Origin of the sequence: Duganella alba, from assembly GCF_009674495.1 — a bacterium.
GTDB lineage: Bacteria > Pseudomonadota > Gammaproteobacteria > Burkholderiales > Burkholderiaceae_D > Rugamonas > Rugamonas alba.
Genome location: NZ_WKJN01000002.1, coordinates 223,421 through 249,645, shown reverse-complemented (window position 1 = coordinate 249,645; position 26,225 = coordinate 223,421). Strand labels below are relative to the sequence as shown.

Below are 26,225 nucleotides of genomic sequence, written 5' to 3'. Positions count from 1 at the left end.
TTTCGATATTAAAATAGGAAAAATTAAACGACTGTTTTGCTGCCGCCACAACTGATGCGGCGGCAGCAACAGATCAGGAGAGATCCCCGCCGTTGAGGGCGGCGTCGATGTCGGCGCGGGTCAGGTCCGGCGCGAATTGCTGGATGAAGTGGTAGGCATACGAACGCAGGTAGGCGCCCTTGCGCACCGCAAGGCGCGTGGTGTTCTGCGCGAACAGGTGCGATGCTTCCACCGCGCGCATGCCCTTGTCGCGGCCGTGGTCGAACGCCATCGAGGCGACAATGCCCACGCCCAGGCCCAGCGACACGTACTGCTTGATCACGTCCGAATCCATGGCGGTCAGCACGATGTCCGGCTTGACGCCGGCCTGCGCGAAGGCCGCGTCGATGTGGCCGCGGCCGGTAAAGCCGACGTCATAGGTAATCAGCGGGAACTCGGCCAGGTCTTCCAGCCTGATCGGCGAGCGCGACAGCAGCGGATGGCCGTCCGGCACCACGATCAGATGGCTCCAGCGGTAGCACGGGAACGACACCAGGTCCGGGAACTGCGACAGGCCCTCGGTGGCGATGCCGATATCGGTCTTGCCGGACAAGATCCATTCGGCGATGTGCTCCGGCGCGCTCTGCTGCAAGGCGATGCGCACGTCCGGATACGCGGTGCGGAAGCTCTGTACCACTTTCGGCAGCGCATAGCGCGCCTGCGTGTGGGTGGCGGCCACGCTCAAGGTGCCGCTTTGCTGGCCGGTGTATTCCAGGCTGGCCTGTTGCAAGTTCTCGGCCTCGATCAGCAGGCGGTCGATGATCTTCAGGATGCCTTTGCCCGGCTCGGTCATGCCGGTCAGGCGCTTGCCGTTGCGTTCGAAAATCACGACGCCCAGTTCGTCTTCCAGTTCGCGGATCTGGCGCGACACGCCAGGCTGCGAGGTGAACAGGGCATTCGCCACTTCGGTCAGGTTGTAGCCACGACGGGCTGCTTCGCGGATGGACCGCAGCTGTTGAAAATTCATATGGATGCTCCTTCGTCCACGAACACCCGCAGGCGTTTCGGACGCACGACTAAAGTTTCGCCTTCTTTCAGGCCCAGGGAGCTGAAGCGCTCGTTCGGAATCACGGCTTCAATCAATTCGTTGGTATCGTCGCGTTCCAGGTCCAGCTGGGCCAGCGGGCCGATCGCATGTGCGCGGCGCAGCTTGACCACGATGCCTTCGGCGCCCGGCGTGTAGCGGTCCACCTCCAGCTCGTGCGGACGCACATAGGCGGTGCCCTTGCCGGCGGCACTGGATTCGCCCGGCACGGTGAAGCTGGCATCGCCGCTGGCCAGCACGCCATCCTGCACACGGCCGTGGAACACGTTCACATTGCCCAGGAAGCCGTAGACGAATGGCGAGGCCGGATGGTTGTACACCTCGTCCGGTGCGCCGATCTGTTCGACGTTACCTTTGTTCATCAGCACCACCTGGTCGGCCACTTCCAGCGCTTCTTCCTGGTCGTGGGTAACGAAGATGGAGGTGACGTGCAGCTCGTCGTGCAGGCGGCGCAGCCAGCGGCGCAGCTCCTTGCGCACCTTGGCGTCCAGCGCGCCGAACGGTTCGTCCAGCAGCAGCACGCGCGGCTCGACCGCCAGCGCGCGCGCCAGGGCGATACGCTGACGCTGGCCGCCCGACAGTTGTGGCGGATAGCGGTCCGCCAGCCAGTCCAGCTGCACCAGTTCCAGCAGGTCTTTCACCTTGCGGCGGATCTGGTCTTCCGACGGCCGCTCGCTGCGCGATTTGACGCGCAGGCCGAAAGCGACATTTTCAAACACGGTCATGTGCTTGAACAGCGCATAGTGCTGGAACACGAAGCCGACCTGGCGCTCGCGCACATGGCGTTCGGAAGCGTCGTGGCCGTCCAGCAGCACCTGGCCCGAGTCCGGATGCTCCAGGCCGGCGATACAGCGCAGCAACGTGGTCTTGCCGCAGCCGGACGGTCCCAGCAGCGCGGTCAGCTCACCCTGCGGGAAGGACAGCGACACATTGTTGAGGGCGACGAAATCGCCGAAACGCTTGTTGATGTTTTTAACTTCGATCGTCATGGTATTACTCCGTAGTGCGCACGTCGTCGGCGATGGATTCGTTCAGGCGCCAGGCGATAAAGGTTTTCACGACCAGCGTCACCAGGGCCAGCAGCGCCAGCAGGGACGCCACGGCAAAGGCGGCGGCAAAGTTGTATTCGTTGTAGAGAATCTCCACTTGCAGCGGCATGGTGTTGGTCTCGCCACGGATATGGCCGGACACCACCGACACCGCGCCGAATTCGCCCATGGCGCGGGCGTTACACAGGATCACGCCGTACAGCAGACCCCACTTGATGTTCGGCAGCGTCACGCGGCGGAAGGTGTCCCAGCCGGACGCGCCCAGTACAATGGCGGCCTCTTCTTCTTCGCTGCCCTGCGCCTGCATCAGCGGGATCAGCTCGCGCGCCACGAACGGGAAGGTGACGAAGATGGTGGCCAGCACAATGCCCGGCACCGCGAACAGGATCTTAATGTCGTGGTCCATCAGCCAGGGGCCGAAGTAACCTTGCGCGCCGAACAGTAGCACGTAGATCAGGCCGGAGATCACCGGCGACACCGAAAACGGCAGGTCGATCAACGTCAGCAGGATGCTCTTGCCGCGGAACTCGAACTTGGCGATGCACCACGAGGCGGCCACGCCGAACACCAGGTTCAGCGGCACGGCGATGGCGGCGGTGATCAGCGTCAGCTTGATGGCCGAGATCGCGTCTTCATCGACGATGGCGGACAGATAGGCATCCCAGCCCTTCTTCAGGCCTTCGTAGAACACCGAGACCAGCGGCACGAACAGGAACAGCGTCAGGAACAGCAGCGCGATGGCGATCAGGACCACGCGCACCCAGCGCGGCTCCAGCACATCGGCGCGCGACGGCAGTTCGCCGCGACGTGGGGTGGTGGCAGGCGTAGCGCTCATGATTTCACCGGCTTTCCGCGAGCCCAGGCTTGCAACAGGTTGATGGTCAACAGCAGCAGGAAGGACACCACCAGCATCACGGTTGCAATCGCGGTGGCGCCGGCGTAGTCATACTGCTCCAGCTTGGTAATGATGAACAGCGGCGTGATTTCCGACACCATCGGCATATTGCCGGCGATGAAGATCACCGAACCGTATTCGCCGGTGGCGCGGGCGAAGGCCAATGCAAAGCCGGTCATCAGCGACGGCAGGATGGTCGGGAACACCACGCGGGAAAAGGTTTGCCAGGCGTTGGCGCCCAGGCTGGCGGCGGCTTCCTCCAGTTCGCGCTCGACGTCTTCCAGCACCGGTTGCACGGTGCGCACAACGAACGGCAGGCCGATGAAGGTCAGCGCGATCACCACGCCGATCGGCGTGAACGCCACCTTGATGCCCAGCTCGCCTTCGATGAAGCGGCCCAGCCAGCCGTTGGCCGAATACAGCGCGGTCAGCGTGATGCCGGCCACGGCGGTCGGCAAGGCGAACGGCAGGTCGACCAGCGCATCGACGATGCGTTTGCCGGGAAATTCATAGCGCACCAGCACCCAGGCCACGATGCCGCCGAAGATGACGTTGATGAAGGCGCCCAGCAGCGAGGCGCCAAACGTCAGCTTGTACGAGGCGATCACGCGCGCCGAGGTCACCGTGGTCCAGAACGAATCCCAGGTCAAGGTGAACGTTTTCAGGAAGATGGCAGACAGCGGGATCAGTACGATCAGCGTCAGGTAGAAAATGGTGAATCCCAGCGACAGCCGGAAGCCCGGCATCACGCGGAACGGTGCGCTCCGCTTGGCCACGGGCGGCGTCGCGGTGGGCGCTGCAAGAACAGCAGACATGAATGCTCCCTTATTACAAAACCTTCTATAAGGGCTGCATGTTCTCACCTAATCTTCATAATACAAACGAAGCATTAGTCATTTGATTAGATGATTCAGCTATATACGAGCTTTGCTGCCACGGCAACAAGTGTTACCGCCAGCAGACCGCGCAACAGACGCTCAGGCACGGCGCGGGCGGCATAGGCGCCGAGGGTAATGCCGGGCAGCGAGCCGACCAGCAGGGTCAGCAGCAGGGTCCAGTTGATCGACCCGAGCCACCAGTGGCCGACGGCGGCGATGGCGGTCAGCGGCACGGCATAGGCGATGTCGGTGCCGGCCACTTCGGCGGCGGTCAGGCGCGGGTAGAGCATCACCAGCAGGGTGGCGCCGATGGCGCCGGCGCCAATCGAGGAAATCGTCACCAGCGTACCGAGCACGGCGCCGGAGACGATGGTGGCGGCGCTCAGCGCCCTGCCCTGCAGCTGGCGCTCGGGGTGGGCAGTGATCCAGGCCAGCATCTTGCGCTTGAACAGCAGGGCGATGACGGTCAGCAGCACCGAGCTGGCGATCATGTAGCGGATGATCTGGCCCATTTCCTTGTTCAGGGTGCCGAAGTGTTTGAGCGCCAGGCTGGCGAAGAAGGCGGCCGGCAGCGCGCCGATGCAGAGGCGGCGCACGATGTCCCAGTGGACCGTGCCGCGCATTTTGTGGGTGAAAGTGCCGACGCCCTTGGTCAGCGAGGCGAACGCCAGATCGGTGCCGACGGCCACGGCGGGCGTGACGCCGAACAGCAAGGTCAGCAGCGGCGTCATCAGCGAACCACCACCGACGCCGGTCATGCCGACCAGCAAGCCGACTGCGAATCCTGAAACGACAAACTGCACATCCATGCGATTTCCCCAAAGTAGGCCCGAAGGTTACCTACTCTGGGGAAATATCCAAACAACGGAAAACTAATAAGCTTATCCGCTTTACCCCGCACTGCCACGAGGGGTCTGACCCCGTACGGGGTCAGACCCCTAGAGTGGCGCGGCGTGCGTCACTTATTCGGCTGTGGGGTAACACGCAGATATGGACGCTCGGCGGTAAAGCCTTTCGGGTACTTTTGTTTCAGCACTTCGGGGTCCTGCACGGTCAGCGGGATGATGACGTCATCGCCATCTTTCCAGTTGCCCGGCGTGGCCACGGTGTAGCCATCGGTCAGTTGCAGCGCATCGATCACGCGCAGCACTTCATCGAAGTTGCGGCCGGTGCTCATCGGATAGGTAATCGTCAAACGCACCTTCTTGTTCGGATCAATCACGAACAGCGAACGCACGGTCGCCGTTGCCGACGCTTCCGGGTGAATCATGTCATACAGGCCCGATACCTTGCGGTCCGCATCGGCGATGATCGGGAAACCGACCACGGTCTTCTGCGTTTCCTCGATATCCTTGATCCACGCCTTGTGCGACTCGGCAGGGTCCACCGACAGCGCGATCGCTTTCACGTTGCGCTTGTCGAATTCCGGTTTCAGCTTGGCGGTCAGGCCCAGCTCGGTGGTGCACACCGGCGTGAAGTCGGCTGGGTGCGAAAACAGCACCACCCACGAATTGCCAGCCCACTCGTGGAACTTCAGTTTGCCGATGGAAGAATCTTGTTCGAAATCAGGCGCGGTATCGCCCAGGCGGATAGTCATAGTTGGTCTCCAGAGTAGAAAAATGCATCACGTTGACAACACGTCATTGTGCACCTGACCGGCCAGGAAATACAAGCTTTCCAGACCCTCCGGCCAGTCGCCCAGACTGGATTCGGCGTTGATGTGCCCCAGCGGACCGCCGTTGATGAAACGGCTGTGCCAGCGCCGTGCCCACAACTCGGCGCGCGGCGCGGCCATCCACGGATCGTTGGTACTGCCAACCATGATGGAAGGCACCGGCAAAGCGTGTTGCGGCAGCAGCGCGGCGACGTTGAATTTGTCGGGATCGGCCGGCGCCACCAGCAGCACCGCAGCCACACTCTCGGGATCGCGCGCCACGCTGTGCACCGTGGCCAGCGCACCGAAGCTGTGGGCGACGATCAGCGTCGGCCGCTTATCCTTGCTGCGCAACTCGTCCACCCGCGCCGACCAGCGCGGCAGATCCGGCACTTCCCAGTCGTCCTGCTGCACCCGCTCGAAGGCGGGGAACAGGCGTTGCCAGCGGCTCTGCCAGTGGTCCGGTCCGCTGTTATGCAGGCCGGGCGCAATCAACACGCGAAACTGGTCCAAGCTGCCGGTCATGATTACTTGTTAGGCTGATAGATCTGGTCGAACAGGCCGCCGTCGGCGAAGTGGGTCTTCTGCGCCTTGGTCCAGTCGCCAGCGACGTCAGCCAGCGTGAACAGCTTCACTTTCGGGAACTGGCCAGCGTATTTCTTGGCCGCTTTCTCGGTGGCTGGACGGTAGTAGTTCTTGGCGATGATGTCCTGCGCTTCATCGGTGTACAGGAAGTTCAGGTAAGCCTCCGCCACCTTGCGGGTCCCACGCTTGTCGACCACTTTGTCGACCACGGCGACCGGCGGTTCAGCCAGGATCGAGACCGACGGCGCGATGATGTCGAACTTGGTCGGCCCCAGTTCCTTGACCGCCAGCAGCGCTTCGTTTTCCCAGGCGATCAGCACGTCGCCGATGCCGCGTTCAACAAAGGTGGTGGTGGCGCCGCGCGCGCCGGAATCCAGCACCGGCACGTTCTTGTATAGCTTGGTCAGGTATTCCTTGGCACTGGCTTCGCTGCCGCCTGGCTGGCGCAGCGCATAGCCGTAGGCGGCCAGGTGGTTCCAGCGGGCGCCGCCGGAAGTCTTGGGATTCGGGGTGATCACCGATACGCCTGGCTTGACCAAGTCGGCCCAGTCCTTGATGCCCTTAGGATTGCCCTTGCGGACCAGGAACACGATGGTCGAGGTGTACGGGGTACTGTTGTGCGGCAGCTTTTTCTGCCAGTCCGGCGACAGCAGCTTGTGTTCGGCGATGGCGTCGATGTCGTAGGCCAGCGCCAGCGACACCACGTCCGCTTCCAGGCCGTCGATCACGGCGCGGCCCTGCTTGCCCGAACCGCCGTGCGATTGCTTGATCTTGACCGTATCGCCGGTCTTGGTTTTCCACTCTTTGGCAAATGCGGTGTTGACGTCCTGGTACAGCTCGCGCGTCGGGTCATACGACACGTTCAGCAGCGAGATGTCCGCCGCCAGCACTGGAGCGACGGCGGAGATGGCGAGCACGGCAGCGGCAATAATTTTCTTGGACAGCATTTGATTCCCCTAGTAGTGAAGGTCTCCAGATTACTGCCGCGCCTTATAAATGAGAACTAAGCTTTTATCAGTTCTATATACAGGAAAATCATATGAAGCGGTTGTACAGCACCACCGCCCAGGTGGCGATCGCCAGCAGACAGGTCAGCGCCACGGCCGCGCTGCCGAAATCCTTGGCGTTCTTGGACAGCGGATGGCGCTCCAGCGACACGCGGTCCACCACGGCCTCGATCGAGGAATTGATCAGCTCAACGATCAGGATCAGCAGCAGCACGCCGATCAGCACCAGCTTTTCGAACGCCGAGATGTGCAACCCCAGCGCGATGATGGCGCCGACCACGAACACGCTGACTTCCTGGCGGAAGGCATGCTCATGCTTCCAGGCGGAGCGGAAGCCGTCCATCGAATATAAAAAGGCCTGGTAGATACGTTTGAGGCCGCTCTTGCTCTTGAATTCGCTGACTGGTTCCATGTGGGTGTCGTAACTTTGTAAATGCTTATTATGCATCACCCCGGACTTTTCCACATTATGGTATAAAAGAGGTATTGAATACTGCATTGCACCAACCACATCATGAAAATCGAATCCGTTCCCGAGCAAAAGACCACCATCCAGGTGATCGAACGCATGGTGGCGCTGCTCGATGCGCTGGCCAAGTATCCCGATCCCGTGAGCCTGAAGGAATTATCGCGCGTCTCCGGGCTACACCCGTCGACCGCCCACCGGATTTTGAACGATATGGTGGTTACCCGTTTTGTCGACCGGGTCGAGCCGGGCACCTACCGCCTCGGCATGCGTCTGCTGGAACTGGGCAATGTGGTCAAGAGCCGGCTGTCGGTGCGCGAAGCGGCGCTGGATTTCATGCGTGCACTGCACAAAAAAACCCAGCAGACCATCAACCTGTCGGTGCGCCAGGGCGACGAGATCGTCTACATCGACCGCGCCTTCTCGGAACGCTCGGGCATGCAGGTGGTGCGCGCCATCGGCGGCCGCGGCCCGCTGCACCTGACCTCGACCGGCAAGCTGTTCCTGTCGGCGGACGAGCCGAAAGCCATCCGCGCCTACGCCACGCGCACCGGCCTGGCCGGGCACAACAAGAATTCGATTACCGATCTGGGCAAGCTGGAACGCGAGCTGGGGCTGGTGAAGTCACGCGGCTACTCGCGCGACAATGAGGAACTGGAGCTGGGGGTACGCTGCATGGCCGCCGGCATCTACGACGACAGCGGCAAGCTGATTGCCGGGCTGTCGATCTCGGCGCCGGCCGACCGTCTGCAGGAAGACTGGCTGGAAGATCTGGTGCTGACCGCGCGCCAGATCTCCGTCACGCTGGGTTACATCCCGGTCGAATAAGCGCCGGTGCTGCTGCCGCCGCCAACCAGGTTGGCCGGGCGCAGCGCTTCCAGCCATTTGCGCATGCGGCCGGCGTCGGCCGTCCGCGACTGCTTGCCCTTGGAATCCAGGAACACCATGATGACCGAGCGGCCTTCGATGACGGCCTGCATCATCAGGCAACGCCCTGCTTCGTTGATGAAGCCGGTTTTCTGCAAGCCGATCGCCCAGTCCGGGCTGGCCACCAGGTGGTTGGTGGTGCCGAACTGCATCGGACGGCCGTTGCTCAGTTCCACCGTGGCTTTCGGATCGGTCGAGAACTGGCGCAGCATCGGCTGTTGATACGCTGCCATCGCCAGTTTGGCCAGGTCGCGCGCACTGGCCACATTCATTTTCGACAGGCCGTTGGAATCGACGTAATGGGTGTCGCTCATGCCCAGTTCACGCGCCTTGGCGTTCATCGCTTCGACGAAGGCCGGACGGCCGCCCGGATAGTTGCGGCCCAGCGCCGAGGCGGCGCGGTTTTCCGAACTCATCAGCGCGATGTGCAGCATATTGGCGCGGGTCATCTGCGTGCCGACTTTCAGGCGCGAGCTGCTGAATTTTTCGCGGTCCACGTCCTCGTCGGTGACGGTGAGGACTTCATCCATGTCCTGCTTGGCTTCCACCACGATCAGGCCGGTCATCATCTTGGTGATGGAGGCGATCGGCAGGGCAACGTTGGAATTCTTTTCAAACAGCACTTCCGAATTGGCCTGGTCCAGCACCAGCGCCACGTTGGACGCCAGCGCCAGCGGATCATGCGTCGCGTTCAGGCCGGCGAGGTCGCCCATGGTCGGCACCGCCGGCGCGGCGGCCAGCACGCGCTGGTACACCACCTTGCGCTTGCCATTGACCTTGATCACGCGCTTGACCACGCGGTCGCCCGTATCGGCGGCCGCCACGCGCACGGCGTGACGCTTCTTCAGCACGACCTTTTTATTGGGCGCGCTGCCGGCATCGGCTGCCTGGACGGTGACGGCTGCCGAAGCAAACATCAGCGAAATAAGAGCGCTTAATGCGAGTTTGATCATTCGTATCCCCAAAAAAAGATTCAGCAAAGCTCGTTGCAGTGTAGCAAAACGCTGCGCCAGCGCAAGCAGATTTAACGTTTATCGCACCAGTAGTTGTGTCGGCGCAATATGGGAAAAACAAGCTAGTCGTATCAGACAAATTTAACAAATTCTTCAAGCGCCATGCGCTCGGTGACCAAAGAGTTTTCGACTTTGCTCAAATCGGCAACACCCAGCGCCATGCCACAGACCACGGTTTCGTTGTCCGGCAGCTGAAGTTGCTCGGCGATGATGCGGTGGTACTGCGTGAAAGCGGCTTGCGGGCACGTATCCAGCCCGCGTGCGCGCGCCGCCACCATGATGCTCTGCAGGAACATGCCATAGTCCAGCCAGGAGCCCTGCTCCATGATGCGGTCGATGGTGAAGATCAGGCCCACCGGCGCGCCGAAAAACTCGTAATTCTTGCCGTGTTGGGCGGCCATGCCGGCCTTGTCCTCGCGGGTCAGTCCCAGCAGCGCATACAGATCCCAGCCGACCTTGCGGCGGCGGTCGATATACGGCGAGGCCCATTCGCGTGGATAGTAGGCATATTCTTCCTTGTGCTGCCGGGCCTGCTCCGGATCGTTATGTGCGGCCAATATCGCCGACGACAACTGTTGCTTGCGCTCGTCTTCCAGCACGTAGACTTTCCACGGCTGCGTATTGGTGCCGGACGGCGCCCGCCCCGCCACCTTCAAAATCTGCGCGATATCCTCGCGCGCCACCGGCGTCGGCAAAAAGGCGCGCAGGGAACGGCGCGAGGTGATCGCGGCATCGACGGCTTGCTGTTCAGGTGTAGAAATCATGCATCCTCGCTTACTTGGGTTTCTTGACCACAAATATAACGCCTGTCACCGCCAGCAACATACCGGCAATGCCGAGGGCGTTGAAAGCTTCGCCGAACATCAGCCACGCCATGATGGCGGTGGTGGGCGGCGTCAAATACATCAAGCTGGTGACCTGGGTGGCGTCGCTGCGGCGTATCAGGGCGAACAGCAGGAAAATCGCACCGATGGACAAGCCCAGCACCGACCACAGCAAGGCGCCAATAAAGCGCGGCGTCCACTGCACGGCAGCAAAATCCGGGCCAAGGCCTTCGATCCATATCGCCAGCGGCAGCACCAGCACGGTGGAGGCGGCAAACTGGATCACCGTCCCCACGCGCAGGTCGAATTGCGGACAATGGTGTTTCTGATACAAGGTGCCGGCGGTGATACTTAATAGTGCAAGCACGCACAACAAGATGGCGCCGGTCGACAAGCCGACCAGCTGGATCTTGGCCGCCACCACGAGCCCGACGCCGCCGATGCCGAACAGCAGCCCCAGCCACTGGCGCGGGCGGACCTTCTCGCCGATCAAGGGCGCCGCGAACGCGGTCAGGATCGGCTGCATGCCGACGATCAGCGCCGACAAGCCGGCCGGCATGCCCTGCTTGATGGCGCACCAGACGCCGATCAGGTAACCGGCCTGCACCAGCAGCCCGGCAAATGCAATATGTGCAATCTTGCCATGCGGCCAAGGCGCTTTCAACACCAGCACAGCCGGCACCAGGAACACCAGCACGCCGAGAAAACGCAGCAGCAGGAACGTCAGCGGCGGCGCATACGGCAGGCCGAACTTGGCAACGATGAAGCCGCTGCTCCACAACAGCACGAAAAACAGCGGCAACGGCGACAAAAAGCTGGCGTGCGGCGCGACCGGCGCGGCGTTCGTGGGTGTTGGCATCAGGTTGGCTTGTGAACTGAAAGGCAAAGAGGGCCGTCATGCGGACGCCAACTCAGGTGGCCCGAGTCTAACACGGCGCGCGATTTGCCACCGGAAGGCGGCGATTTGCCTCGTACTTTGGGAATAGTTCCGTAGGTAAATACTTCTCTGGAACTAAGTGCACATTCCTTGATGCAACGCACAAAAAATCGCTTGACTTAATTTTCGAAGGCCGTAAAATCGTCTTTGTTGCGTTGCACAATTTGTTGTTCGGTCTGAAACGTAGTTGGCCTGTTTCTCACCGACGGTAGAAACACCAGCAGTAATATTTCAATCAACGACTATTTTCTGGAGAAATAAATGTTTTCGATTCCTGAGCAATTTTCCAATGCGACCAAAGCTAATTTCGAAGCCCAATTCGCTATCTTCTCGACCCTGACCAATAAAGCCTTCGAAGGCGTGGAGAAGTTTGTCGACCTGAATCTGACCGCTGCCAAGGCTTCGCTGGAAGAATCGTCGGCCACCACCAAGCAATTGCTGGCTGCTAAAGATCCACAAGAATTCTTCTCGCTGGCCGCTGCCCAGGCTCAGCCAAACGCAGAAAAAACCATCGCTTACGGCCGTCATCTGGCAACCATCGCCACCAGCACCGGCGCTGAATTCAGCAAAGCTGCTGAAACCCAGATCGCAGAAACCAACCGTAAAGTTATTTCGCTGGTTGAAGAAGTCAGCAAAAATGCGCCAGCCGGTTCGGAAAATGCAGTGGCCCTGTTTAAATCGGCCATCGGCAATGCAAATGCTGGTTACGAGCAATTCACCAAAACCGCTAAACAAGCTGCTGAATCGCTGGAAACCAATCTGAGCGCTGCTGTGAATCAGTTCACCGCTGCTGCTGCGAAAGCCGCGCCGAAGAAATAAATCAAGTTTCAGCTTCTCCCAAAAAAAGCCTCGGTTAATCCGAGGCTTTTTTTATTACCCCTAACGAAGGGGTCTGACCCAGGGTCCGGAATAGGGGCTACGCCCCGCCGGCCCATGGGCCGGCCCCTGGCCGCAGCGGTGTGCGGGTTGCAACGGTGCCGCATATACCAAAACATGGCGCGTATGCGCCAAAATTTAGCATAATGCGGGCAAAAAAAACCCGCCAGAAGCGGGTTAGGGGCTACTCGCCCAAGTAGGCAGCCTTGACGCGCGGATCGTCCAGCATATCCTTTGCCGCACCATTCATGGTGATGTTGCCCGAATCCATGACATAACCACGATGCGCCGCTTGCAGCGCCAGCTTGGCGTTCTGCTCCACCAGCAATATCGTAATCCCCTCTTTCGAGACATTACGAATAACCTCGAAAATCTTCTCCACCATAATCGGCGATAAACCCATCGATGGCTCATCCAATAACAGCAACTGAGGATGCGACATTAAGGCGCGCGCCATCGCCAGCATTTGCTGTTCACCACCGGACAAAGTGCCCGCCAATTGCTGCGCGCGTTCTTTTAAACGCGGGAATACATCAAACCACTTGGCAATATCCGATTCAATACCCGCTTTATCTTTTCGGGTATAAGCACCCATCATCAAATTCTCGTGAATCGACATGCGGGTAAATACGCCACGACCTTCCGGCACCATCGCCAATTTCTTTTCCACCAAATGGAAAGATTTACTACCCTTCAGCGATTCACCTTGATAAGTAATCGTTCCTTCGACTTTACACGGCGGCAAAGTACCGGTAATTGCTTTCAGCGTGGTGGTTTTACCGGCGCCATTGGCGCCGATCAGCGCGATTAACTCGCCTTTATTTACTTCCAGATCGATACCTTTGACGGCTTTAATGCCGCCGTATGCGACTTTCAGTCCCGATACTTTAAGAACATTGTCGCTCATTAGTGCGATCCTCCCAGGTAGGCTTCAATCACCGCCTTATTGCTTTGTATTTCTGCCGGCAGACCTTCCGCAATCGGTTTGCCGTATTCCAGCACCATCATGCGGTCGCACAAACTCATCATCATCTTGACGTCGTGTTCAATCAACAACACGGTCTTGCCTTGCGCCTTGATTTTGACCAGCAGCTCGCGCAGCGCCAGCTTCTCGGTGGCATTCATGCCGGCCGCCGGTTCATCCAGCGCCAGCAGTTGCGGATCGGTCGCCAGCGCGCGGGCGATCTCCAGCCGGCGCTGGTCGCCGTAGGACAGGAATTTCGAGGTGCGGCTGGCAAACTGGCCGATGCCGACGAAATCCAGCAGTTCCTGCGCGCGCTTGCGGATCGCCGCTTCTTCCTCGCGCGCCGCCTTGTGGCGGAAAATCGCGCCGAACACGCCCTGCTTCGAGCGCACGTGACGCCCCACCATGACGTTTTCCAGCGCCGTCATCTCGCCGAACAGGCGGATGTTCTGGAAGGTACGGGCGATGCCCGCCTTGGCCACCTCGTGCGGCGCGGACGGCGAGTACGGCTTGCCGGCCAGCTCGAAGGTGCCCGTGTCCGGCTGGTACAGGCCGGTAATCACGTTGAAGAAAGTGGTTTTACCGGCGCCGTTCGGGCCGATCAGGCCGTAAATCTGGCCTTGCATGATCTTGATGCCAACATCGGTCAGCGCCTGCAAGCCGCCGAAACGCTTGTTGACGCCGGCGATCTGGAGAATTACCTGTTCAGTCATTGTTATCTCTTCCTCACGCCGCCATCACGCCGGACGATTGATTCTTGGTGTCGGAGTCGCCATCCGGGCGGTCTTCATGCTTGGGCGCAGGCCACAAGCCGGCCGGACGCAGCAGCATGGTCAGCACCAGGGCCAGGCCGTACAGCAGCTGGCGCAGCACCTCCGCCTCGATCAGCACGTGGCCGAACAGCTGCTCCTGCAGCGGCTCCACCACGTGGCGCAGGATCTCCGGCAGGGCCGCCAGCAGCACGCCGCCCAGGATCACGCCAGGAATATTGCCGATACCGCCCAGCACCACCATCGCCAGCACCAGGATCGACTCGGTCAGCGAGAACGACTCCGGCGACACAAAGCCCTGGAACGACGCGAACATCGCGCCGGCCACGCCGCCGAACGATGCGCCCATCGAGAACGCCAGCAGCTTGACGTTACGGGTGTTGATGCCCATCGCCTTGGCGGCGATTTCGTCTTCGCGGATCGCCACCCAGGCGCGGCCCAGGCGCGAGTGCTGCAGGCGCGAGGTGACGAACACCACCGCCACGCACAGCAGCAGGAACAGGAAGTAATAGGCGTTCACCGACGGAATGCCGACACCGCCGATAAACACGGTGGCGCGCGAACCGGCCTCGCCGCCCAGGTTGACGCCGAACACGCGGATCGGGTCGATCATATTGATGCCCTGCGGACCGTTGGTGAAGTTGATCGGCTCGTTCAGGTTGTTCATGAAGATACGGATGATCTCGCCGAAGCCCAGCGTGACGATGGCCAGGTAGTCGCCGCGCAGCTTCAGCGTCGGCGCGCCCAGCAGCGCACCGAAGAAGGCCGCCAGCAGCGCCGCCAGCGGCACGATCAGCCACACCGACAAGTGGATGCCGTTCTGCTGGATTTCCGGGCCGAGGACGGTAATCAGCGTATTGCCCAGCGTCGGATACTCATTGATGACCGATTCCAGCAGGGTCGCAAACTGCGGCGAGGCCAGCAGGCCGGCCAGGTAGGCGCCCACCGCGTAGAACGCGATGTAGCCAAGATCCAGCAGGCCGGCAAAGCCGACCACGATGTTCAGGCCCAGCGCCAGCATGATGTACAGCAGCGCCATGTCGGCGATGCGCACCCACGAGTTGCCGAACTGCTGGGCAAAGAACGGAAACGCCAGCAGCAGCACGACCAGCACCGCCAGGTTGACGGACGCCTTGCGCGGATTGCGGGAGAAGTCGAAATTCACAATAGCCATGTCGTCTCCTTACGCCCGGTCCGCCACGCGCTCGCCCATGATGCCGGACGGACGCACCGTCAGCACCAGGATCAGCACCACAAACGCAAAGATGTCCTGATAGTGGCTGCCGAGGAAGCCGCCGGTCAGGTCGCCGATGTAGCCGGCGCCCAGGCTTTCAATAATGCCCAGCACGATGCCGCCGACCATCGCGCCGTAGATGTTGCCGATACCGCCCAGCACCGCGGCGCAGAATGCCTTCAGGCCAGGCAGGAAGCCCATGGTGAACTGCACCGACGCATAGTTGGCGCCCCACATCACGCCGGCCACCGCCGCCAGCGCCGCGCCCAGCGCGAAGGTGGCGACGATGACCAGGTTCGAATCGACGCCCATTAGGCCGGCGACGCGCGGGTTTTCCGCCGTCGCGCGCATGGCGCGGCCCATGCGGGTTTTTTCCACCAGCAGCACCAGGCCGGCCATCGACACCAGCGCCAATGCCAGCAGCAGGATCTGCGTCGGCGTGATCACGGCGCCGCCGATCAGCACCGGATCGGAAGGCAGCAGTTGCGGGAACGGCAGCGGGTTGCGGTCCCAGATCATCATGGCGAACACGTTCAGCAGGGTCGAGATGCCGATCGCGGTGATCAGCGGCGCCAGCCGTGGCGCGTTGCGCAGGCGGCGGTAGGCAATGCGCTCGATCAGTACGTTGACCACCATGCACACCGGAATGGCGCCGCCCATGGCGATCATCAGCTTGACGTAGCCCGGCAGGTCCGGCGCGTACTGGTTCAGGAGTTTGAGAATGGTGAGGCCGGTCATCGCACCGATCATCAGCACGTCGCCGTGGGCGAAGTTGATCAGATTGAGCACGCCGTACACCATGGTGTAGCCCAGCGCGACCAGTGCATACATGCTGCCCAGCACTAGTCCGTTAATAATTTGTTGGATAAAAGTATCCATTTTTGCCTTTACCTTTGATTGCGTGACATGTAACAAAAACGGCACCCGGGTGTCCCCGTAGTGCCGCCGTTGACTACACGTTCACGATGCAAGTTTCATGCCAGAACGGTGCCTCGATCGCTTCGCATTAGTAAGCCGAAACGACAATATTTTAGAGCGAGGCAAATAATAGCCAGAATTCCGGAAAACTAATCGCGGAATAAGGCTGATGAAGCTGAATTATATTCCGCTCCGGCCAGGTAAAGTTAGATCGCGCCCTCGATTGGTGCAACTTTCGGCACGCCGTCCAGGCCCTTGGGCATCGGGAAGGTGACCGATTCCAGCACGCCGTCGAGTGGACGCACGCTGCGCACGCCGAGTTCCTTCAGGCGGTCGATGACCGACTGCACCAGCACCTCGGGCGCCGAGGCGCCGGCGGTGACGCCGACGCGCAGTTTGCCGTCCAGCCAGGCCGGGACGATCTGCTCGGCGTGGTCCACCATGTAGGCGGGCGTGCCCATTTTTTCCGCCACTTCGCGCAGGCGGTTGGAGTTGGAGCTGTTCGGGCTGCCGACCACGATCACCACTTCCACCTGCGGCGCCATGAACTTGACGGCTTCCTGGCGGTTGGTGGTGGCGTAGCAGATATCGCCCTTCTTCGGCTCGATGATGGCGGGATATTTGGCTTTCAGCGCGGCGATGATGTCGGCGGTGTCGTCCACCGACAGCGTGGTCTGCGACACGTAGGCCAGTTGGTCCGGCTTGGCCACTTCCAGCGTGGCGACGTCTTCCACGGTTTCCACCAGATACATGCCCTCTTCGGTCTGGCCCATCGTGCCTTCGACTTCCGGGTGGCCGTCGTGGCCGATCATGACGATCTCGCAGCCCTGCTTGCGCATCTTGGCCACCTCCACGTGCACCTTGGTGACCAGCGGGCAAGTGGCGTCGAAGATGCTGAAGCCGCGCGCATCGGCTTCCGCGCGCACCGCCTTGGACACGCCGTGGGCCGAGAACACCAGCGTATTGCCGGCCGGGACTTCGCTCAAGTCCTCGATAAAGATCGCGCCCTTGGCGCGCAGGTCGTTCACCACGTAAGCGTTGTGGACGATCTCGTGGCGCACGTAGATCGGCGCGCCAAACTGCTGCAGCGCGCGCTCGACGATTTCGATGGCGCGGTCGACGCCGGCGCAGAAGCCGCGCGGCTGGGCCAACAGAAGTTCTTTATCGCTCATGCAGTCCTCACAGTACGGAAATCAGATGCACTTCAAACTTCAGCGGCTGGCCGGCCAGCGGGTGGTTGAAGTCGAACAGACAGGTTTCATCGCCCAGCTCGCGCAGGATGCCGGCGAAACGGCCGCCGCCCGGCGCGGCGAAGTCGACCAGGTCGCCGATCTTGTAGTCGGCGTCCGGCGCCGAGTTCTGGTCCAGCGTGGCGCGGCTGACTTCGCGGATCAATTCAGGATTGCGCGGACCGAAGCCGACGCCCGGCTCCAGCTCGAAGGTCTTGTGCGTGCCTTCAGGCAGGCCGATCAGCAATTCTTCCAGCACCGGCGCCAGCTGGCCCTGCCCCATCAGCAACGTGGCCGGCGTGGTGCCGAAGGTGGTAACGATATCCTTGCCTTCCAGGGAAGCCAGACGGTAATTCAGGGTGAGATACGACGACGCGGTGACAACAGGTTGCTCGTTAGACATGACTTAAGCTTCGTTGGACTGGGAAAGGCCATATTGTAAGCCACCTTTGATCCGCGTCGCTTTCTCCGCTTGCGGCTGATGCAAAGTAAATGCTGATTTAAGGAGAATCCTCATGCCGATACTGGACTGGCCGCAGGAAAAACGCCCGCGCGAGCGGCTGATACGCGAAGGCGCGCAGGCGCTGTCGGAGGCCGAGCTGCTGGCGATCTTCCTGCGCACCGGCGTCAGCGGCAAGGACGCCGTCGAGCTGGGGCGCGACATCATGCACCACTTTGGCTCGCTGCAGCGGCTGTTCGGCGCCACGCTGCCGGAGTTCGCCGCCCTGCACGGGCTGGGACCGGCCAAGTTCGCGCAATTGCAGGCGGTGATGGAGCTGGCGCGGCGCGCCATTCTGGAAGAAATCCAGGCCGGCGCCATGCTGGGCTCGCCGCTGGCGGTCAAAGCCTACCTGCGCACGGCGTTTGCCGGCAAGCCGTTCGAATCCTTTCACGTGCTGTTCCTGGATGTGAAGAACCGCCTGATCGACGCCAAGGAATTGTTTCGGGGCACGCTGACGCACACCGAGGCGCAATATCTGCGAAACAACTTTTCTAAAAAAAGAGTGTCTAAAACCACGCCGATTTTGCCAAGGGTCTCTGTATTTGTGTGCGTGACATGGTCACTGCGCAATATCTGAGAAACAGGTATTGCGTTGTCCTTACTTGGACGCATTTCCAACGATGAAGCTTCGGCTCCCGTGGAGGCGTGGTTTGCCGGTATAAGCCAGACGCGTGCGGCGATTGCGTACTCGGCTAGCGGGTCTCAACGACGCCAACGATTTGGCGGTCGAGACCATGGCCAACGCCCTGTAACCGCTGGAGTTGGTTCAGCGGGTCGTAACGGTAAGTGTCGAAACCCAACGGGTGGTGAAGGGGCGGCCTAAGTTTGACTGGTAGGCAGGCAATAGCGTCGTCATTGGGGCAAGCTCATCGAGCAGCCCCAGGTCAGCCGGTTAGCCACGCTTTGAAACGCGACCAGATGTTAGACGAGGGCCGCGCTCCTGCCTGGTTGCCCGGATTGGTAGCGAAGCCCTCAGCTGTGGAATCGCCACTGGAGAGGGAATTCGTTACCTGGGCGTAGTGCGCTAATTTTGCTCTCTTATCTCGACGACCTTCTGCTTCAATCTGATTTTTCGACCAGGGACCGGCTTCCAGCACACGATTCCGTTGGATAACGTAATGGGACCGGCATTTCTGGTTCCAGTTACCGACGGACGGGTTAAGCGAGACGGATTCGCCATCAAACGTCATGCGCCAGTCGGTCGGCGTGAACGGCGTCACCACACGCTCGCCGCAACCGCAGCAGCACGAATGTACTGCGGTTGCGTAGTCCATCGAAATGTACAACACACCTTGGTCCAACTCGCGTGGAACGTTGCGGACAAAGCGATGCGCCAAGGTTTGATGGCGCATCATGATTGGTCCCCGTTGAGCAACATGCCGCCGTCAGTCGTGTACGTGCTGTGGTGCTCGTTTTCTAGGTCGCGGTAGAAGCCGCGGAGCTTCTTCCACTTCACGACCGCCAGGCATGCGTTTAGGGCATTTAGGTCTGCGACCTGGATGTTCGACGCGTACACGTCGTGACCACCGCCGCCCGCGAAGGAGATGCGACCCGCGTGGACGTGATCGCGTTTCGCCGGTGTGCTCGTTGTGACCCGCAAGATGCCGCCAAGGCTGCCATTCGAGAGCTCCAGCCCCATCCCGACGTCGATGAACGGCACGCCGAGCGCTTCCAGTTTGGCAACCACAGCTCGCTTCTCCTCACCCGCATCCATGCTGATGAATGCGAATGTGATACCGTCGAGCAGCCCCAGCGTTTCCGCGTTCATCTTGACTGCGTGTGCTACGATGCCGCGATGCATCCGTTCGTAGATTCCCTTCAGGTAGTGGACCTTCTTCGGTGCATCTCGCAGCTGCTCCAGCGACGGCGCCCCCGGTGCGCGGAACGCATTATGTGAAAGAAAATCGTCGTCATCGAAAAGCCGAATTTCCCTTACCGGCGTCTTCGCAACCAGATCAAGAATGTAGCCGCCGGTACCACCAGTTCCCAGAATGCCAACGACCTCGTTTTTCAGTTTGCTGGCAAGTTCGCCCAGACCTACCCGACTCGATGCCGTATCAAGATAGTTGAAAACGCTCTGTTCGTCTTCAACATCCGGGCTACGATTCAACCGTGGGCTAAGGCCAGGCTGCAGGACGGCCGCCGGACCTGCCAATATGGTGGCGTACGTGGACATTTTGGCGTAGTAGTCTGGATAACCGTCTTGGCTGGGCTTGCTCGAGAAGCTATGGCGCGCAGTAAGCCCAAAACCAAGGTTGGTGTTCGGCGCCTGGTGGGAAATCCCAGGTAATGGCGATCCGTCCGCGTTACACGGAAAATCACCATCCCAATGGATCACATGCGTTTCCGGCTTGCGCGTCTGATCGCCAGCCAAGTCGAGTGTGGAAACCAGCGTGCCGGTGCGCACGCGACGCTGGGAATCCACATAAGGCACCTCCCGCAGAACAAGAAGGCTGCCCTCGATGCGAACGAGGTATCCCTCAGCCCGCAGGCGGGCCAGGTCAGGGTTACGATTGAACAGTTCGAGTGACATTGAAGATACTCCCTTGTTTTTTGACTTCAACGGACCCGCCTTCGCCAAGTTCGCCGGCGTGGGGGAGCGAGGCGGCATTGCGGTACGTCATAGAGAACTTGACGTTGGCTTCTGGCGGCGCATTGGGATGCGACAGCTTCACGACCTGTTCGAAGGTAACGTGCTTGTCCGGCACCGTCTCTTCGACAGCGTTGACGACGATCACGTAACCCTTGGACGGCCGTGGGGCCACGATGAACCGTTCAATACCGGGTGCATCGAGATTGATCCGGTCGTCCGGCTCAATGAGACGATCCTCACCACCGCGGACTTCGAGGAAAATTGCTTCCTCGGGCGATGGATCAGCGAGGTCATACAGAACGCTGCCAGGCAGCTCCGCACGGCCCCAGGCCATCTGGCGCTCGTTCAGGGAGAACTTGAAGTCTCGGTCGGATTTGAACGCGATGAAGCGCTCGGCCCCCTTAGCGCGCAGGTCTACCGTCTCGTCGAGGCGGATGTCTTCGAAGTCGCCGGACGCTAGCAGCGCGAACAGGAGGTAGTCGTTGCGACGGTCGAGCCCGGCACAATCGAGAATCTGCCGTCCTGTCGGGACTGGGTCCGGCACGCCGATGTGGCGGAAGGTGAGGTCATCCAGCGCGAAGCGGATGCGGTAAGTGGCGGCCTCCCGTAGAGGACGATCCTCGCGGATCGCATCGCCAACGTCGTCAAAGTCAGGATGTTGCATTTTGGTTCCTTTAGGTTGATGTGGCGAGATTTTTCTCGCCCACATCCCTCTAATCGAACCCACCGGACTCAACCGGTAAAAATTTTTTCAGAAATTTTTCGAGAGCGTACCTGGCGGCACCGCTCCGCATACAAAAAAGGCTGGGCAGTTGGGACAGGTGGTGTCCGAGACTGTTGTCTTAAATTCTCCATCCCGAATGCCGCGGAAGATATCGCCGAGTTTGGCCTGCCGGTTCTTCAGCACTTGGGGCGTGAGCGTCACCGGCTTCGATTCGGAGTCAGCCAGATAAACTAGCTCTACACGCGCATCGGGGAATGTCTTACGGGCGGCCAGCACAAATGCGGCGGCTCCCACGTCTTTTACGTCTTCCTTCGGCGTATGACCAGTCTTTACGCGACGCAAGGTGCGAACGCCATCACGAACCAGTACGTCATCGAGCCTTACCTCCACCTCGTAGTCCTCCAACGAGATGCGCAGCGCCGTTGGAGCCTCGACCTGCGCGTCGGCCCTCGAATCCAAAAAATACTGGAGCATTGTGGTCGCCATCGTCCGATAGTCTTCCGCGTAGCCATGTTCATGCAGGCCATGAGTGACAAACGCGTTCGAGAGCAAATCGTCTAGTTCACCAGCTTGTGCGCTCCCCTTCGCCACGACAGCTTGGTAAACCTCACGGATCGCCTCATGCATCTGCATGAAGGAGCTCATTCGGCGACGTCCCCCTACCTGAAGCAGATGGGTATAAAGAAAACGCCGAGCGCACGACTCGTACAGTGCCACAGCATCTGAGCTGAAGCGAGGGGTGCCGGAGAGAGCAACGGCAATGGACACATCGTCAGGAGCTGGAGGCATCACAGTAATTGGCGTGACAATTCGCTCTGTGACTGGCCCGATGCGCTTTAGAAACGACGACAGCGTTCTAGACCGGCCATTTGCGGTAGCAGTTGCACCATAAAACGCTAGGTGATTCCTCGCGCGCGACATTGCGACATAGAAAAGGCACTCCTGCTCTTCGTTGTGAGCTGCACGCCCAATCTCCTCAGCACTTCCTTGTCCACCGGCTACCATGTCAGCTGGCGGAGGGCACTTCGATGACCTGAACGATCCGGGGATCGAGTCTTGGTTTACGCCTGCAATGTGCACTGCTTTGAACTCCAGGCCCTTGGACCCGTGGATCGTCATTAGGCGTACAGCGTCAATACCTTGGGCTGCCGCAGGAAGTTGCCTTAGGTCCCTGTCATCCCGCAAGCGCAAGAGCCGTCGAATACGGTCGGAAAGCCGTTGAATTGGAAGGCCTTGCCCGTTCGGCTGAACCCGGACAAAGTTCATAAACTGCCATATCGCGATACCTTGGGCCCGCTCGGACACCCTTGTCGACGCAGCAATTCGTGCTGCCATCCTAGTCCGATCCAAAAGAAGGGTGGTCAGAACGGTCCAGGGCTGTGAATTCGCTCCGAATCCGGCAAAGGCTGATTTGAGGGTAGAAAGTGCGACCATCCCAGCGGCACTCACTTCAGCGGGCGCGTCAAACTGCCAAGCCTCGGCCTCCGTATTTTTTTCACGCAGATGCTCAAAGATGCGGACCACGTCGTCCAAATCCATCGTAAACTCAGGCAAGCAAGCGGCTCGGATCAGGCCCATTCCACGTCGGTCAATAAGGAGCGATAGCAACGCTACAAGGTCCTTAACTTCCGGGCGTTCAAAAAGGCTCCCCAAAAAAAGTACCGGAATACCGGCTCGCTCAAGGTCTCGCCCGACATCAGACAGCCGGTCATTTCCGCGGCACAGAACCGCTTGGTCTCGATACCGGTAGCTTTTGGCACACAGCTCTTGAATGTGATCCGCGATAGCTGGTGTCAGCTGCGAAGTGCTGCCCACCTTGATAAGCTCGGGTAGCTCACCGCTTGGACCTCGATCAGCTTCAAGCGCCTTCTCACTGTCAGCAGCTGGCATATCCTTCGCAAAGGTGCCAAAGGCATCGACCACCTCCCGCGTGGATCGGTAGTTTACTTCCAGGCTGTCGCGTACCGCGCCAGGAAAGTCCTCCCGTCCAAAGCGTGACATATTGAACGACGAAGCACCTCGGAACCTATAGATAGATTGTTTGGCATCTCCAACCACCCAAAGGTTCGCGCCCGTAGGCTTCAACGCCGTGAGGAGTCGCACGCTGCTGCGATTTACGTCTTGATACTCGTCAACCAAGATGTGGTCGTAGGCGCCCTGAAGTTGGGCTCTAACTGCGTCATCCGTTTCCAGCAACAGGACCGGGCGCATTACCAAGTCACCAAAATCTACACATTGTGCGGCTGCTTTCAACTCCTCATAGCGCGCGTAGACCTTCGCAACCTCTGCCGCCTTTTCAGCAGCATGCACGTCGCTCTCTTCTACCGCGGAGGCGAGCATCGAGGATGCCAACGCCTGATAGCCCGCCGCATCAATGACTTCATCCTTTGCCCGCGAGACTGCAGTCAAGATTTCAGCAACGATTTGGGACGGGTCGTAGAGATTCCGGTAATGGATTAGACCAAGCCGCGGGAACTCGTTTTCAAGGAGCTCTACCGCTTCGGTTCGATCCATCAGCCGAGGATCGGCCGGCAAGCCACATCGGTCATTGAATCGCCGTAGGACGTCCAGACCAAAGCTATGGAAGGTCCCAATGCAGAGAGCCGCTGCTTCCAATGGCCGCTTCAGCGCAATGCGCTCGGCCATCTCAATTACGGCCTTATTCGAAAAGGTCAGAAGTAGGATGCGCCTGGGGTCGGCGCCCTCGTCCAACAGGCTTTCAACTCTGGCCACTAGAGTCCGTGTCTTACCTGTTCCGGGACCAGCCTGAAGCAGAAATGCTTTGCCACGATGGTTCGCTGCGTCTTTTTGCTTTTCATTGAGCGGAATCTCGGCAGGCGCAGCCGAAGCGTCTTCAGAAACAGGCGGAAGCAGAAGCGCGTCAAGCATCTGCTGCGCCACAACTTCGAACGGCGCGCCGAGTCGACCGGCAATGTCGGAGCAGCTCTGACTTTGCCCGACGTGAAGGTCGAGCACAAATGGTCTGGGTAGAAGGAGTTCTCTAGCGAAGAGGTCCATTTGTACCTCTCGACGTTGGCGTCGGCTGTAGTCAGCAACCCGGTCCATTCCTACCGGACTCGCCTCCGATATTCGAGTTGGGTCAATTTGAACAGCAGCCCCGTCATCGTCGTCGGCATCACCAAGCTCCGCATGACCGATTTCGTGCGCCACCAAGAACGCCTGTTCGAAAGGGCTCCCAACATTCTCATGCATGATGAGAGGGATATCCGAATCAAAGATCGCCCGAGCGCCATCCAGGATCGAAGCACCGGGAACACACGCCTCGACGGTAATTCCAAGTGCATCCGCAATACTGACCACGAACCGATATGGCGTCCACGGGTCACTTCCGCGCTCAACCGCTTGATCGTGCAACCGTTTGGCGTGTTGTCGCGCGAGCTCTACAGCGTCCATGGCTACTCGTCTTTAAGAAACTTCGACAAGGCAGCTTCATCGCACCCAGCCTCTCTCAGAATTCTTTCCAGCGACACCTTTTCAGCTGCCACCGGCTTGGTGCTCGACTTACTCGCGCGATGCTGAGATGTCTGTGGCGGCAAGGCCATATGAGCGACTAGAACATCAACTGGAGCATCTAGGGCCTTAGCTAGTTTCGCGAGAGCGCGTGGCGGTACGGTCGAAGAGTCGATCCGGCACTCACGTAACGCAAGGGCGACCTGAACGGGTAATCCCAACTTCTTGACTGCATTAGTGAACGTTTTTGCCGGTGCCGACTGCAGGAACTGCAGAGATATCGAAGCGTTCTGAAGTCTGCGCAAACCTGCGTCTACAGCAGCGAGATCATCGGCACTTAACGGAGCGTCGTCATCGAACTCTCGAGACAACTCTCTGGCAAGGTCCACCAGCTCAAGTGAATACTCGGGGTACCGCGAAAGATATCGCTGGAGTATTCCCGCTCTTGGTTCGAAGTCCATCGCGAATTCGTTTAAGACATCTTCCCTTGTGTGAGTTGAGTGCTCAGTCATCGAAACTTCCCCTTACGTACCAGGTACATCTGCAAGGACGCGAACGCCTTGTCGCGATGCGTGCGGATGGTCTTCTCGCTTTTGCCTAACACTTTACTGATGGAGTCGACCGCAGGGTCATTAGACTCGATGGGAATTTCTTGGCGCCACATTTCGACAATCCTCCGTTGTAACTCTGGTAGAGTGTCAATCGCATCATCCAGCATCAACCGGTAATCTTTTTTATCAAGTTCGTCGGCGTCAAACGGATCGTAGCTTCCGGCCGCAACTTGTACCCGCTCCGAGACTCCCTCTTCATCTGAACCCAGCACCTCACTTCGGTTCTCATGTGTCCAATGTCGAGTGCTGGCGTCAATCCGAGCCATCGCTATCGCCTGATAAAAATTTACCTCATAGTAATCCAAACGGTCATCGTACTCTGCACGGTCGCTCAACAATAGATCGACGAAGCGGTGGAACACATCGTCCCGAATGTTCATTTTAGTGAGGGATTCCGTCTGGCTACCAGCATGAGTAGCCGGAGGTAGCCGGCGCCGCACGCGCCCAAGCAGCTGGCCGGTCATGTTGTCACGATGAACACCAGGTGGCAGGTTACGGACTAGGTACACCAGTGCTTCAGGCGAAACGAACCCTGGGGCACTGGTTGGCCAGATAGCCGCAAGTCGTTCCAGTTCTGGCTCGCCAAGATTTGCGATCTTGCGAATCTCATCCTCCACGACCTCGCGCCTAAAATAGGGCGAGCCGTCCAGCCGGGTCTTCCTGAGGGGACGTGCCAAAGCAATTTCTCCAAATGTAGCCTTTTCAAGGCATGCCGATCAGTACAAAGAGGTTCGAGGCTCAGGTTCTGCATCTCATTAGCGCTTTTTGGCGAGTGCGCCGTCGCTATAGACGGCGCGTCCCAGTCGACCACAGATGCGAGCGCTTACAAGTGCCAGATTAGCGAGTCCAAGTTTGCAATACTTTCAATGCAGAAATTAATTTGATGCTATCTATATAACACAATATTCTTTTGGAAATATACCACCAATCGTTTTCAATTCGCAACAAAGTATATGGACCTTTTAAGCCCGAAAGCTTCCCAAAACTCCAATGCCTCGCTGGCGATCATTTTTA

Annotated in this window: 27 protein-coding genes; 3 read left to right on the top strand and 24 right to left on the bottom strand. The window is 59.6% G+C overall.

Annotated elements, in window-relative coordinates; all coding sequences use genetic code 11:
* Positions 1-73 precede the first annotated feature (73 nt).
* The 9 genes from GJ695_RS02955 to GJ695_RS02915 all read right to left on the bottom strand — a co-directional run bounded on the left by GJ695_RS02955 (position 74) and on the right by GJ695_RS02915 (position 7,564).
* Entirely contained in the window at positions 74-1,006 is a 933-nt protein-coding gene (locus tag GJ695_RS02955) for a CysB family HTH-type transcriptional regulator (protein ID WP_154362124.1), read from the bottom strand.
* Positions 1,003-2,073, bottom strand: a complete 1,071-nt coding sequence (locus GJ695_RS02950) for a sulfate/molybdate ABC transporter ATP-binding protein (protein ID WP_154362123.1) — start codon at positions 2,071-2,073, stop codon at positions 1,003-1,005. The genes GJ695_RS02955 and GJ695_RS02950 overlap by 4 nt, the downstream gene beginning before the upstream one ends.
* Positions 2,074-2,077: 4 nt before the next feature.
* Positions 2,078-2,968 carry a sulfate ABC transporter permease subunit CysW gene (gene cysW / locus GJ695_RS02945; protein ID WP_154362122.1) on the bottom strand — a complete coding sequence of 297 codons (891 nt, stop codon included), beginning with the start codon at positions 2,966-2,968 and terminating at the stop codon, positions 2,078-2,080.
* A complete protein-coding gene (gene cysT / locus GJ695_RS02940) occupies positions 2,965-3,843 on the bottom strand; it encodes a sulfate ABC transporter permease subunit CysT (RefSeq protein WP_154362121.1) in 879 nt (292 codons plus the stop codon). The genes cysW and cysT overlap by 4 nt, the downstream gene beginning before the upstream one ends.
* Before the next feature lie 95 nt (positions 3,844-3,938).
* Entirely contained in the window at positions 3,939-4,715 is a 777-nt protein-coding gene (locus GJ695_RS02935) for a sulfite exporter TauE/SafE family protein (protein WP_154362120.1), read from the bottom strand.
* Between the two features lie 149 nt (positions 4,716-4,864).
* A complete protein-coding gene (locus GJ695_RS02930; protein ID WP_154362119.1) occupies positions 4,865-5,503 on the bottom strand; it encodes a peroxiredoxin in 639 nt (212 codons plus the stop codon).
* Positions 5,504-5,530: 27 nt separating this feature from the next.
* A complete protein-coding gene (locus tag GJ695_RS02925; RefSeq protein WP_154362118.1) occupies positions 5,531-6,085 on the bottom strand; it encodes an RBBP9/YdeN family alpha/beta hydrolase in 555 nt (184 codons plus the stop codon).
* Between the two features lie 2 nt (positions 6,086-6,087).
* Positions 6,088-7,092 (bottom strand): sulfate ABC transporter substrate-binding protein, encoded by a 1,005-nt coding sequence (locus GJ695_RS02920; RefSeq protein ID WP_154362117.1) that lies wholly within the window; start codon positions 7,090-7,092, stop codon positions 6,088-6,090.
* An 88-nt stretch (positions 7,093-7,180) separates the two neighbouring features.
* Positions 7,181-7,564, bottom strand: coding sequence for a diacylglycerol kinase (locus GJ695_RS02915; RefSeq protein WP_154362116.1), 384 nt, complete (start codon positions 7,562-7,564; stop codon positions 7,181-7,183).
* A 102-nt stretch (positions 7,565-7,666) separates the two neighbouring features.
* On the opposite strand from GJ695_RS02915, the gene GJ695_RS02910 reads away from it, so the two are divergent.
* Positions 7,667-8,446 (top strand): IclR family transcriptional regulator, encoded by a 780-nt coding sequence (locus GJ695_RS02910; RefSeq protein WP_154362115.1) that lies wholly within the window; start codon positions 7,667-7,669, stop codon positions 8,444-8,446.
* On the opposite strand, the gene pbpG is transcribed toward GJ695_RS02910, so the two are convergent.
* The 3 genes from pbpG to GJ695_RS02895 all read right to left on the bottom strand — a co-directional run bounded on the left by pbpG (position 8,428) and on the right by GJ695_RS02895 (position 11,241).
* Positions 8,428-9,498, bottom strand: a complete 1,071-nt coding sequence (gene pbpG / locus GJ695_RS02905; protein WP_154362114.1) for a D-alanyl-D-alanine endopeptidase — start codon at positions 9,496-9,498, stop codon at positions 8,428-8,430. The genes GJ695_RS02910 and pbpG overlap by 19 nt on opposite strands.
* Before the next feature lie 131 nt (positions 9,499-9,629).
* Positions 9,630-10,322, bottom strand: coding sequence for a nitroreductase (locus GJ695_RS02900; RefSeq protein WP_154362113.1), 693 nt, complete (start codon positions 10,320-10,322; stop codon positions 9,630-9,632).
* A 10-nt stretch (positions 10,323-10,332) separates the two neighbouring features.
* The gene (locus tag GJ695_RS02895; protein WP_154362112.1) at positions 10,333-11,241 is read right to left on the bottom strand and encodes a DMT family transporter; all 909 of its coding nucleotides are present in this window, start codon (positions 11,239-11,241) and stop codon (positions 10,333-10,335) included.
* Between the two features lie 339 nt (positions 11,242-11,580).
* Here GJ695_RS02895 and phaP point away from each other — a divergent pair, with 339 nt between their 5' ends.
* On the top strand, positions 11,581-12,138 hold the full coding sequence (gene phaP, locus GJ695_RS02890; protein ID WP_154362111.1) for a TIGR01841 family phasin: 558 nt from the start codon (positions 11,581-11,583) through the stop codon (positions 12,136-12,138).
* A gap of 241 nt (positions 12,139-12,379) precedes the next feature.
* On the opposite strand, the gene GJ695_RS02885 is transcribed toward phaP, so the two are convergent.
* The 6 genes from GJ695_RS02885 to GJ695_RS02860 form a co-directional block, all read right to left on the bottom strand.
* Positions 12,380-13,102 (bottom strand): ABC transporter ATP-binding protein, encoded by a 723-nt coding sequence (locus GJ695_RS02885; protein ID WP_154362110.1) that lies wholly within the window; start codon positions 13,100-13,102, stop codon positions 12,380-12,382.
* A complete protein-coding gene (locus tag GJ695_RS02880; RefSeq protein WP_154362109.1) occupies positions 13,102-13,872 on the bottom strand; it encodes an ABC transporter ATP-binding protein in 771 nt (256 codons plus the stop codon). The genes GJ695_RS02885 and GJ695_RS02880 overlap by 1 nt, the downstream gene beginning before the upstream one ends.
* Before the next feature lie 13 nt (positions 13,873-13,885).
* On the bottom strand, positions 13,886-15,103 hold the full coding sequence (locus tag GJ695_RS02875; RefSeq protein ID WP_154362108.1) for an ABC transporter permease subunit: 1,218 nt from the start codon (positions 15,101-15,103) through the stop codon (positions 13,886-13,888).
* A 9-nt stretch (positions 15,104-15,112) separates the two neighbouring features.
* Positions 15,113-16,042, bottom strand: coding sequence for a branched-chain amino acid ABC transporter permease (locus tag GJ695_RS02870; protein ID WP_154356238.1), 930 nt, complete (start codon positions 16,040-16,042; stop codon positions 15,113-15,115).
* Between the two features lie 245 nt (positions 16,043-16,287).
* Positions 16,288-17,253 (bottom strand): 4-hydroxy-3-methylbut-2-enyl diphosphate reductase, encoded by a 966-nt coding sequence (gene ispH, locus GJ695_RS02865; RefSeq protein WP_154362107.1) that lies wholly within the window; start codon positions 17,251-17,253, stop codon positions 16,288-16,290.
* A 7-nt stretch (positions 17,254-17,260) separates the two neighbouring features.
* Positions 17,261-17,713 (bottom strand): FKBP-type peptidyl-prolyl cis-trans isomerase, encoded by a 453-nt coding sequence (locus GJ695_RS02860; RefSeq protein ID WP_154356236.1) that lies wholly within the window; start codon positions 17,711-17,713, stop codon positions 17,261-17,263.
* A gap of 112 nt (positions 17,714-17,825) precedes the next feature.
* On the opposite strand from GJ695_RS02860, the gene GJ695_RS02855 reads away from it, so the two are divergent.
* Positions 17,826-18,389, top strand: coding sequence for a UPF0758 domain-containing protein (locus GJ695_RS02855; RefSeq protein WP_154362106.1), 564 nt, complete (start codon positions 17,826-17,828; stop codon positions 18,387-18,389).
* A 307-nt stretch (positions 18,390-18,696) separates the two neighbouring features.
* Here GJ695_RS02855 and GJ695_RS02850 read toward each other — a convergent pair whose 3' ends face one another.
* The 6 genes from GJ695_RS02850 to GJ695_RS02825 all read right to left on the bottom strand — a co-directional run bounded on the left by GJ695_RS02850 (position 18,697) and on the right by GJ695_RS02825 (position 25,888).
* Positions 18,697-19,167 carry a ubiquitination-like system serine protease family protein gene (locus GJ695_RS02850; protein WP_154362105.1) on the bottom strand — a complete coding sequence of 157 codons (471 nt, stop codon included), beginning with the start codon at positions 19,165-19,167 and terminating at the stop codon, positions 18,697-18,699.
* Complete coding sequence (locus GJ695_RS02845; RefSeq protein ID WP_154362104.1) at positions 19,164-20,345, bottom strand: ThiF family adenylyltransferase; 1,182 nt, start codon at positions 20,343-20,345, stop codon at positions 19,164-19,166. The genes GJ695_RS02850 and GJ695_RS02845 overlap by 4 nt, the downstream gene beginning before the upstream one ends.
* Positions 20,320-21,069 carry a multiubiquitin domain-containing protein gene (locus tag GJ695_RS02840; RefSeq protein WP_154362103.1) on the bottom strand — a complete coding sequence of 250 codons (750 nt, stop codon included), beginning with the start codon at positions 21,067-21,069 and terminating at the stop codon, positions 20,320-20,322. Before GJ695_RS02840 ends, GJ695_RS02845 begins: the two co-directional genes overlap by 26 nt.
* 87 nt (positions 21,070-21,156) lie before the next feature.
* The gene (locus GJ695_RS02835; RefSeq protein WP_154362102.1) at positions 21,157-24,543 is read right to left on the bottom strand and encodes a UvrD-helicase domain-containing protein; all 3,387 of its coding nucleotides are present in this window, start codon (positions 24,541-24,543) and stop codon (positions 21,157-21,159) included.
* Between the two features lie 2 nt (positions 24,544-24,545).
* Complete coding sequence (locus GJ695_RS02830) at positions 24,546-25,112, bottom strand: hypothetical protein (protein WP_154362101.1); 567 nt, start codon at positions 25,110-25,112, stop codon at positions 24,546-24,548.
* Complete coding sequence (locus GJ695_RS02825) at positions 25,109-25,888, bottom strand: RNA polymerase sigma factor (protein WP_154362100.1); 780 nt, start codon at positions 25,886-25,888, stop codon at positions 25,109-25,111. Before GJ695_RS02825 ends, GJ695_RS02830 begins: the two co-directional genes overlap by 4 nt.
* Between the last annotated feature and the right edge of the window lie 337 nt (positions 25,889-26,225).

Coding starts and splice junctions, on each gene's coding strand:
- GJ695_RS02955 (WP_154362124.1), bottom strand. CDS start 1,006: ATGAATTTTCAACAGCTGCGGTCCATCCGCGAAGCAGCCCGTCGTGGC.
- GJ695_RS02950 (WP_154362123.1), bottom strand. CDS start 2,073: ATGACGATCGAAGTTAAAAACATCAACAAGCGTTTCGGCGATTTCGTC.
- cysW (WP_154362122.1), bottom strand. CDS start 2,968: ATGAGCGCTACGCCTGCCACCACCCCACGTCGCGGCGAACTGCCGTCG.
- cysT (WP_154362121.1), bottom strand. CDS start 3,843: ATGTCTGCTGTTCTTGCAGCGCCCACCGCGACGCCGCCCGTGGCCAAG.
- GJ695_RS02935 (WP_154362120.1), bottom strand. CDS start 4,715: ATGGATGTGCAGTTTGTCGTTTCAGGATTCGCAGTCGGCTTGCTGGTC.
- GJ695_RS02930 (WP_154362119.1), bottom strand. CDS start 5,503: ATGACTATCCGCCTGGGCGATACCGCGCCTGATTTCGAACAAGATTCT.
- GJ695_RS02925 (WP_154362118.1), bottom strand. CDS start 6,085: ATGACCGGCAGCTTGGACCAGTTTCGCGTGTTGATTGCGCCCGGCCTG.
- GJ695_RS02920 (WP_154362117.1), bottom strand. CDS start 7,092: ATGCTGTCCAAGAAAATTATTGCCGCTGCCGTGCTCGCCATCTCCGCC.
- GJ695_RS02915 (WP_154362116.1), bottom strand. CDS start 7,564: ATGGAACCAGTCAGCGAATTCAAGAGCAAGAGCGGCCTCAAACGTATC.
- GJ695_RS02910 (WP_154362115.1), top strand. CDS start 7,667: ATGAAAATCGAATCCGTTCCCGAGCAAAAGACCACCATCCAGGTGATC.
- pbpG (WP_154362114.1), bottom strand. CDS start 9,498: ATGATCAAACTCGCATTAAGCGCTCTTATTTCGCTGATGTTTGCTTCG.
- GJ695_RS02900 (WP_154362113.1), bottom strand. CDS start 10,322: ATGATTTCTACACCTGAACAGCAAGCCGTCGATGCCGCGATCACCTCG.
- GJ695_RS02895 (WP_154362112.1), bottom strand. CDS start 11,241: ATGCCAACACCCACGAACGCCGCGCCGGTCGCGCCGCACGCCAGCTTT.
- phaP (WP_154362111.1), top strand. CDS start 11,581: ATGTTTTCGATTCCTGAGCAATTTTCCAATGCGACCAAAGCTAATTTC.
- GJ695_RS02885 (WP_154362110.1), bottom strand. CDS start 13,102: ATGAGCGACAATGTTCTTAAAGTATCGGGACTGAAAGTCGCATACGGC.
- GJ695_RS02880 (WP_154362109.1), bottom strand. CDS start 13,872: ATGACTGAACAGGTAATTCTCCAGATCGCCGGCGTCAACAAGCGTTTC.
- GJ695_RS02875 (WP_154362108.1), bottom strand. CDS start 15,103: ATGGCTATTGTGAATTTCGACTTCTCCCGCAATCCGCGCAAGGCGTCC.
- GJ695_RS02870 (WP_154356238.1), bottom strand. CDS start 16,042: ATGGATACTTTTATCCAACAAATTATTAACGGACTAGTGCTGGGCAGC.
- ispH (WP_154362107.1), bottom strand. CDS start 17,253: ATGAGCGATAAAGAACTTCTGTTGGCCCAGCCGCGCGGCTTCTGCGCC.
- GJ695_RS02860 (WP_154356236.1), bottom strand. CDS start 17,713: ATGTCTAACGAGCAACCTGTTGTCACCGCGTCGTCGTATCTCACCCTG.
- GJ695_RS02855 (WP_154362106.1), top strand. CDS start 17,826: ATGCCGATACTGGACTGGCCGCAGGAAAAACGCCCGCGCGAGCGGCTG.
- GJ695_RS02850 (WP_154362105.1), bottom strand. CDS start 19,167: ATGATGCGCCATCAAACCTTGGCGCATCGCTTTGTCCGCAACGTTCCA.
- GJ695_RS02845 (WP_154362104.1), bottom strand. CDS start 20,345: ATGTCACTCGAACTGTTCAATCGTAACCCTGACCTGGCCCGCCTGCGG.
- GJ695_RS02840 (WP_154362103.1), bottom strand. CDS start 21,069: ATGCAACATCCTGACTTTGACGACGTTGGCGATGCGATCCGCGAGGAT.
- GJ695_RS02835 (WP_154362102.1), bottom strand. CDS start 24,543: ATGGACGCTGTAGAGCTCGCGCGACAACACGCCAAACGGTTGCACGAT.
- GJ695_RS02830 (WP_154362101.1), bottom strand. CDS start 25,112: ATGACTGAGCACTCAACTCACACAAGGGAAGATGTCTTAAACGAATTC.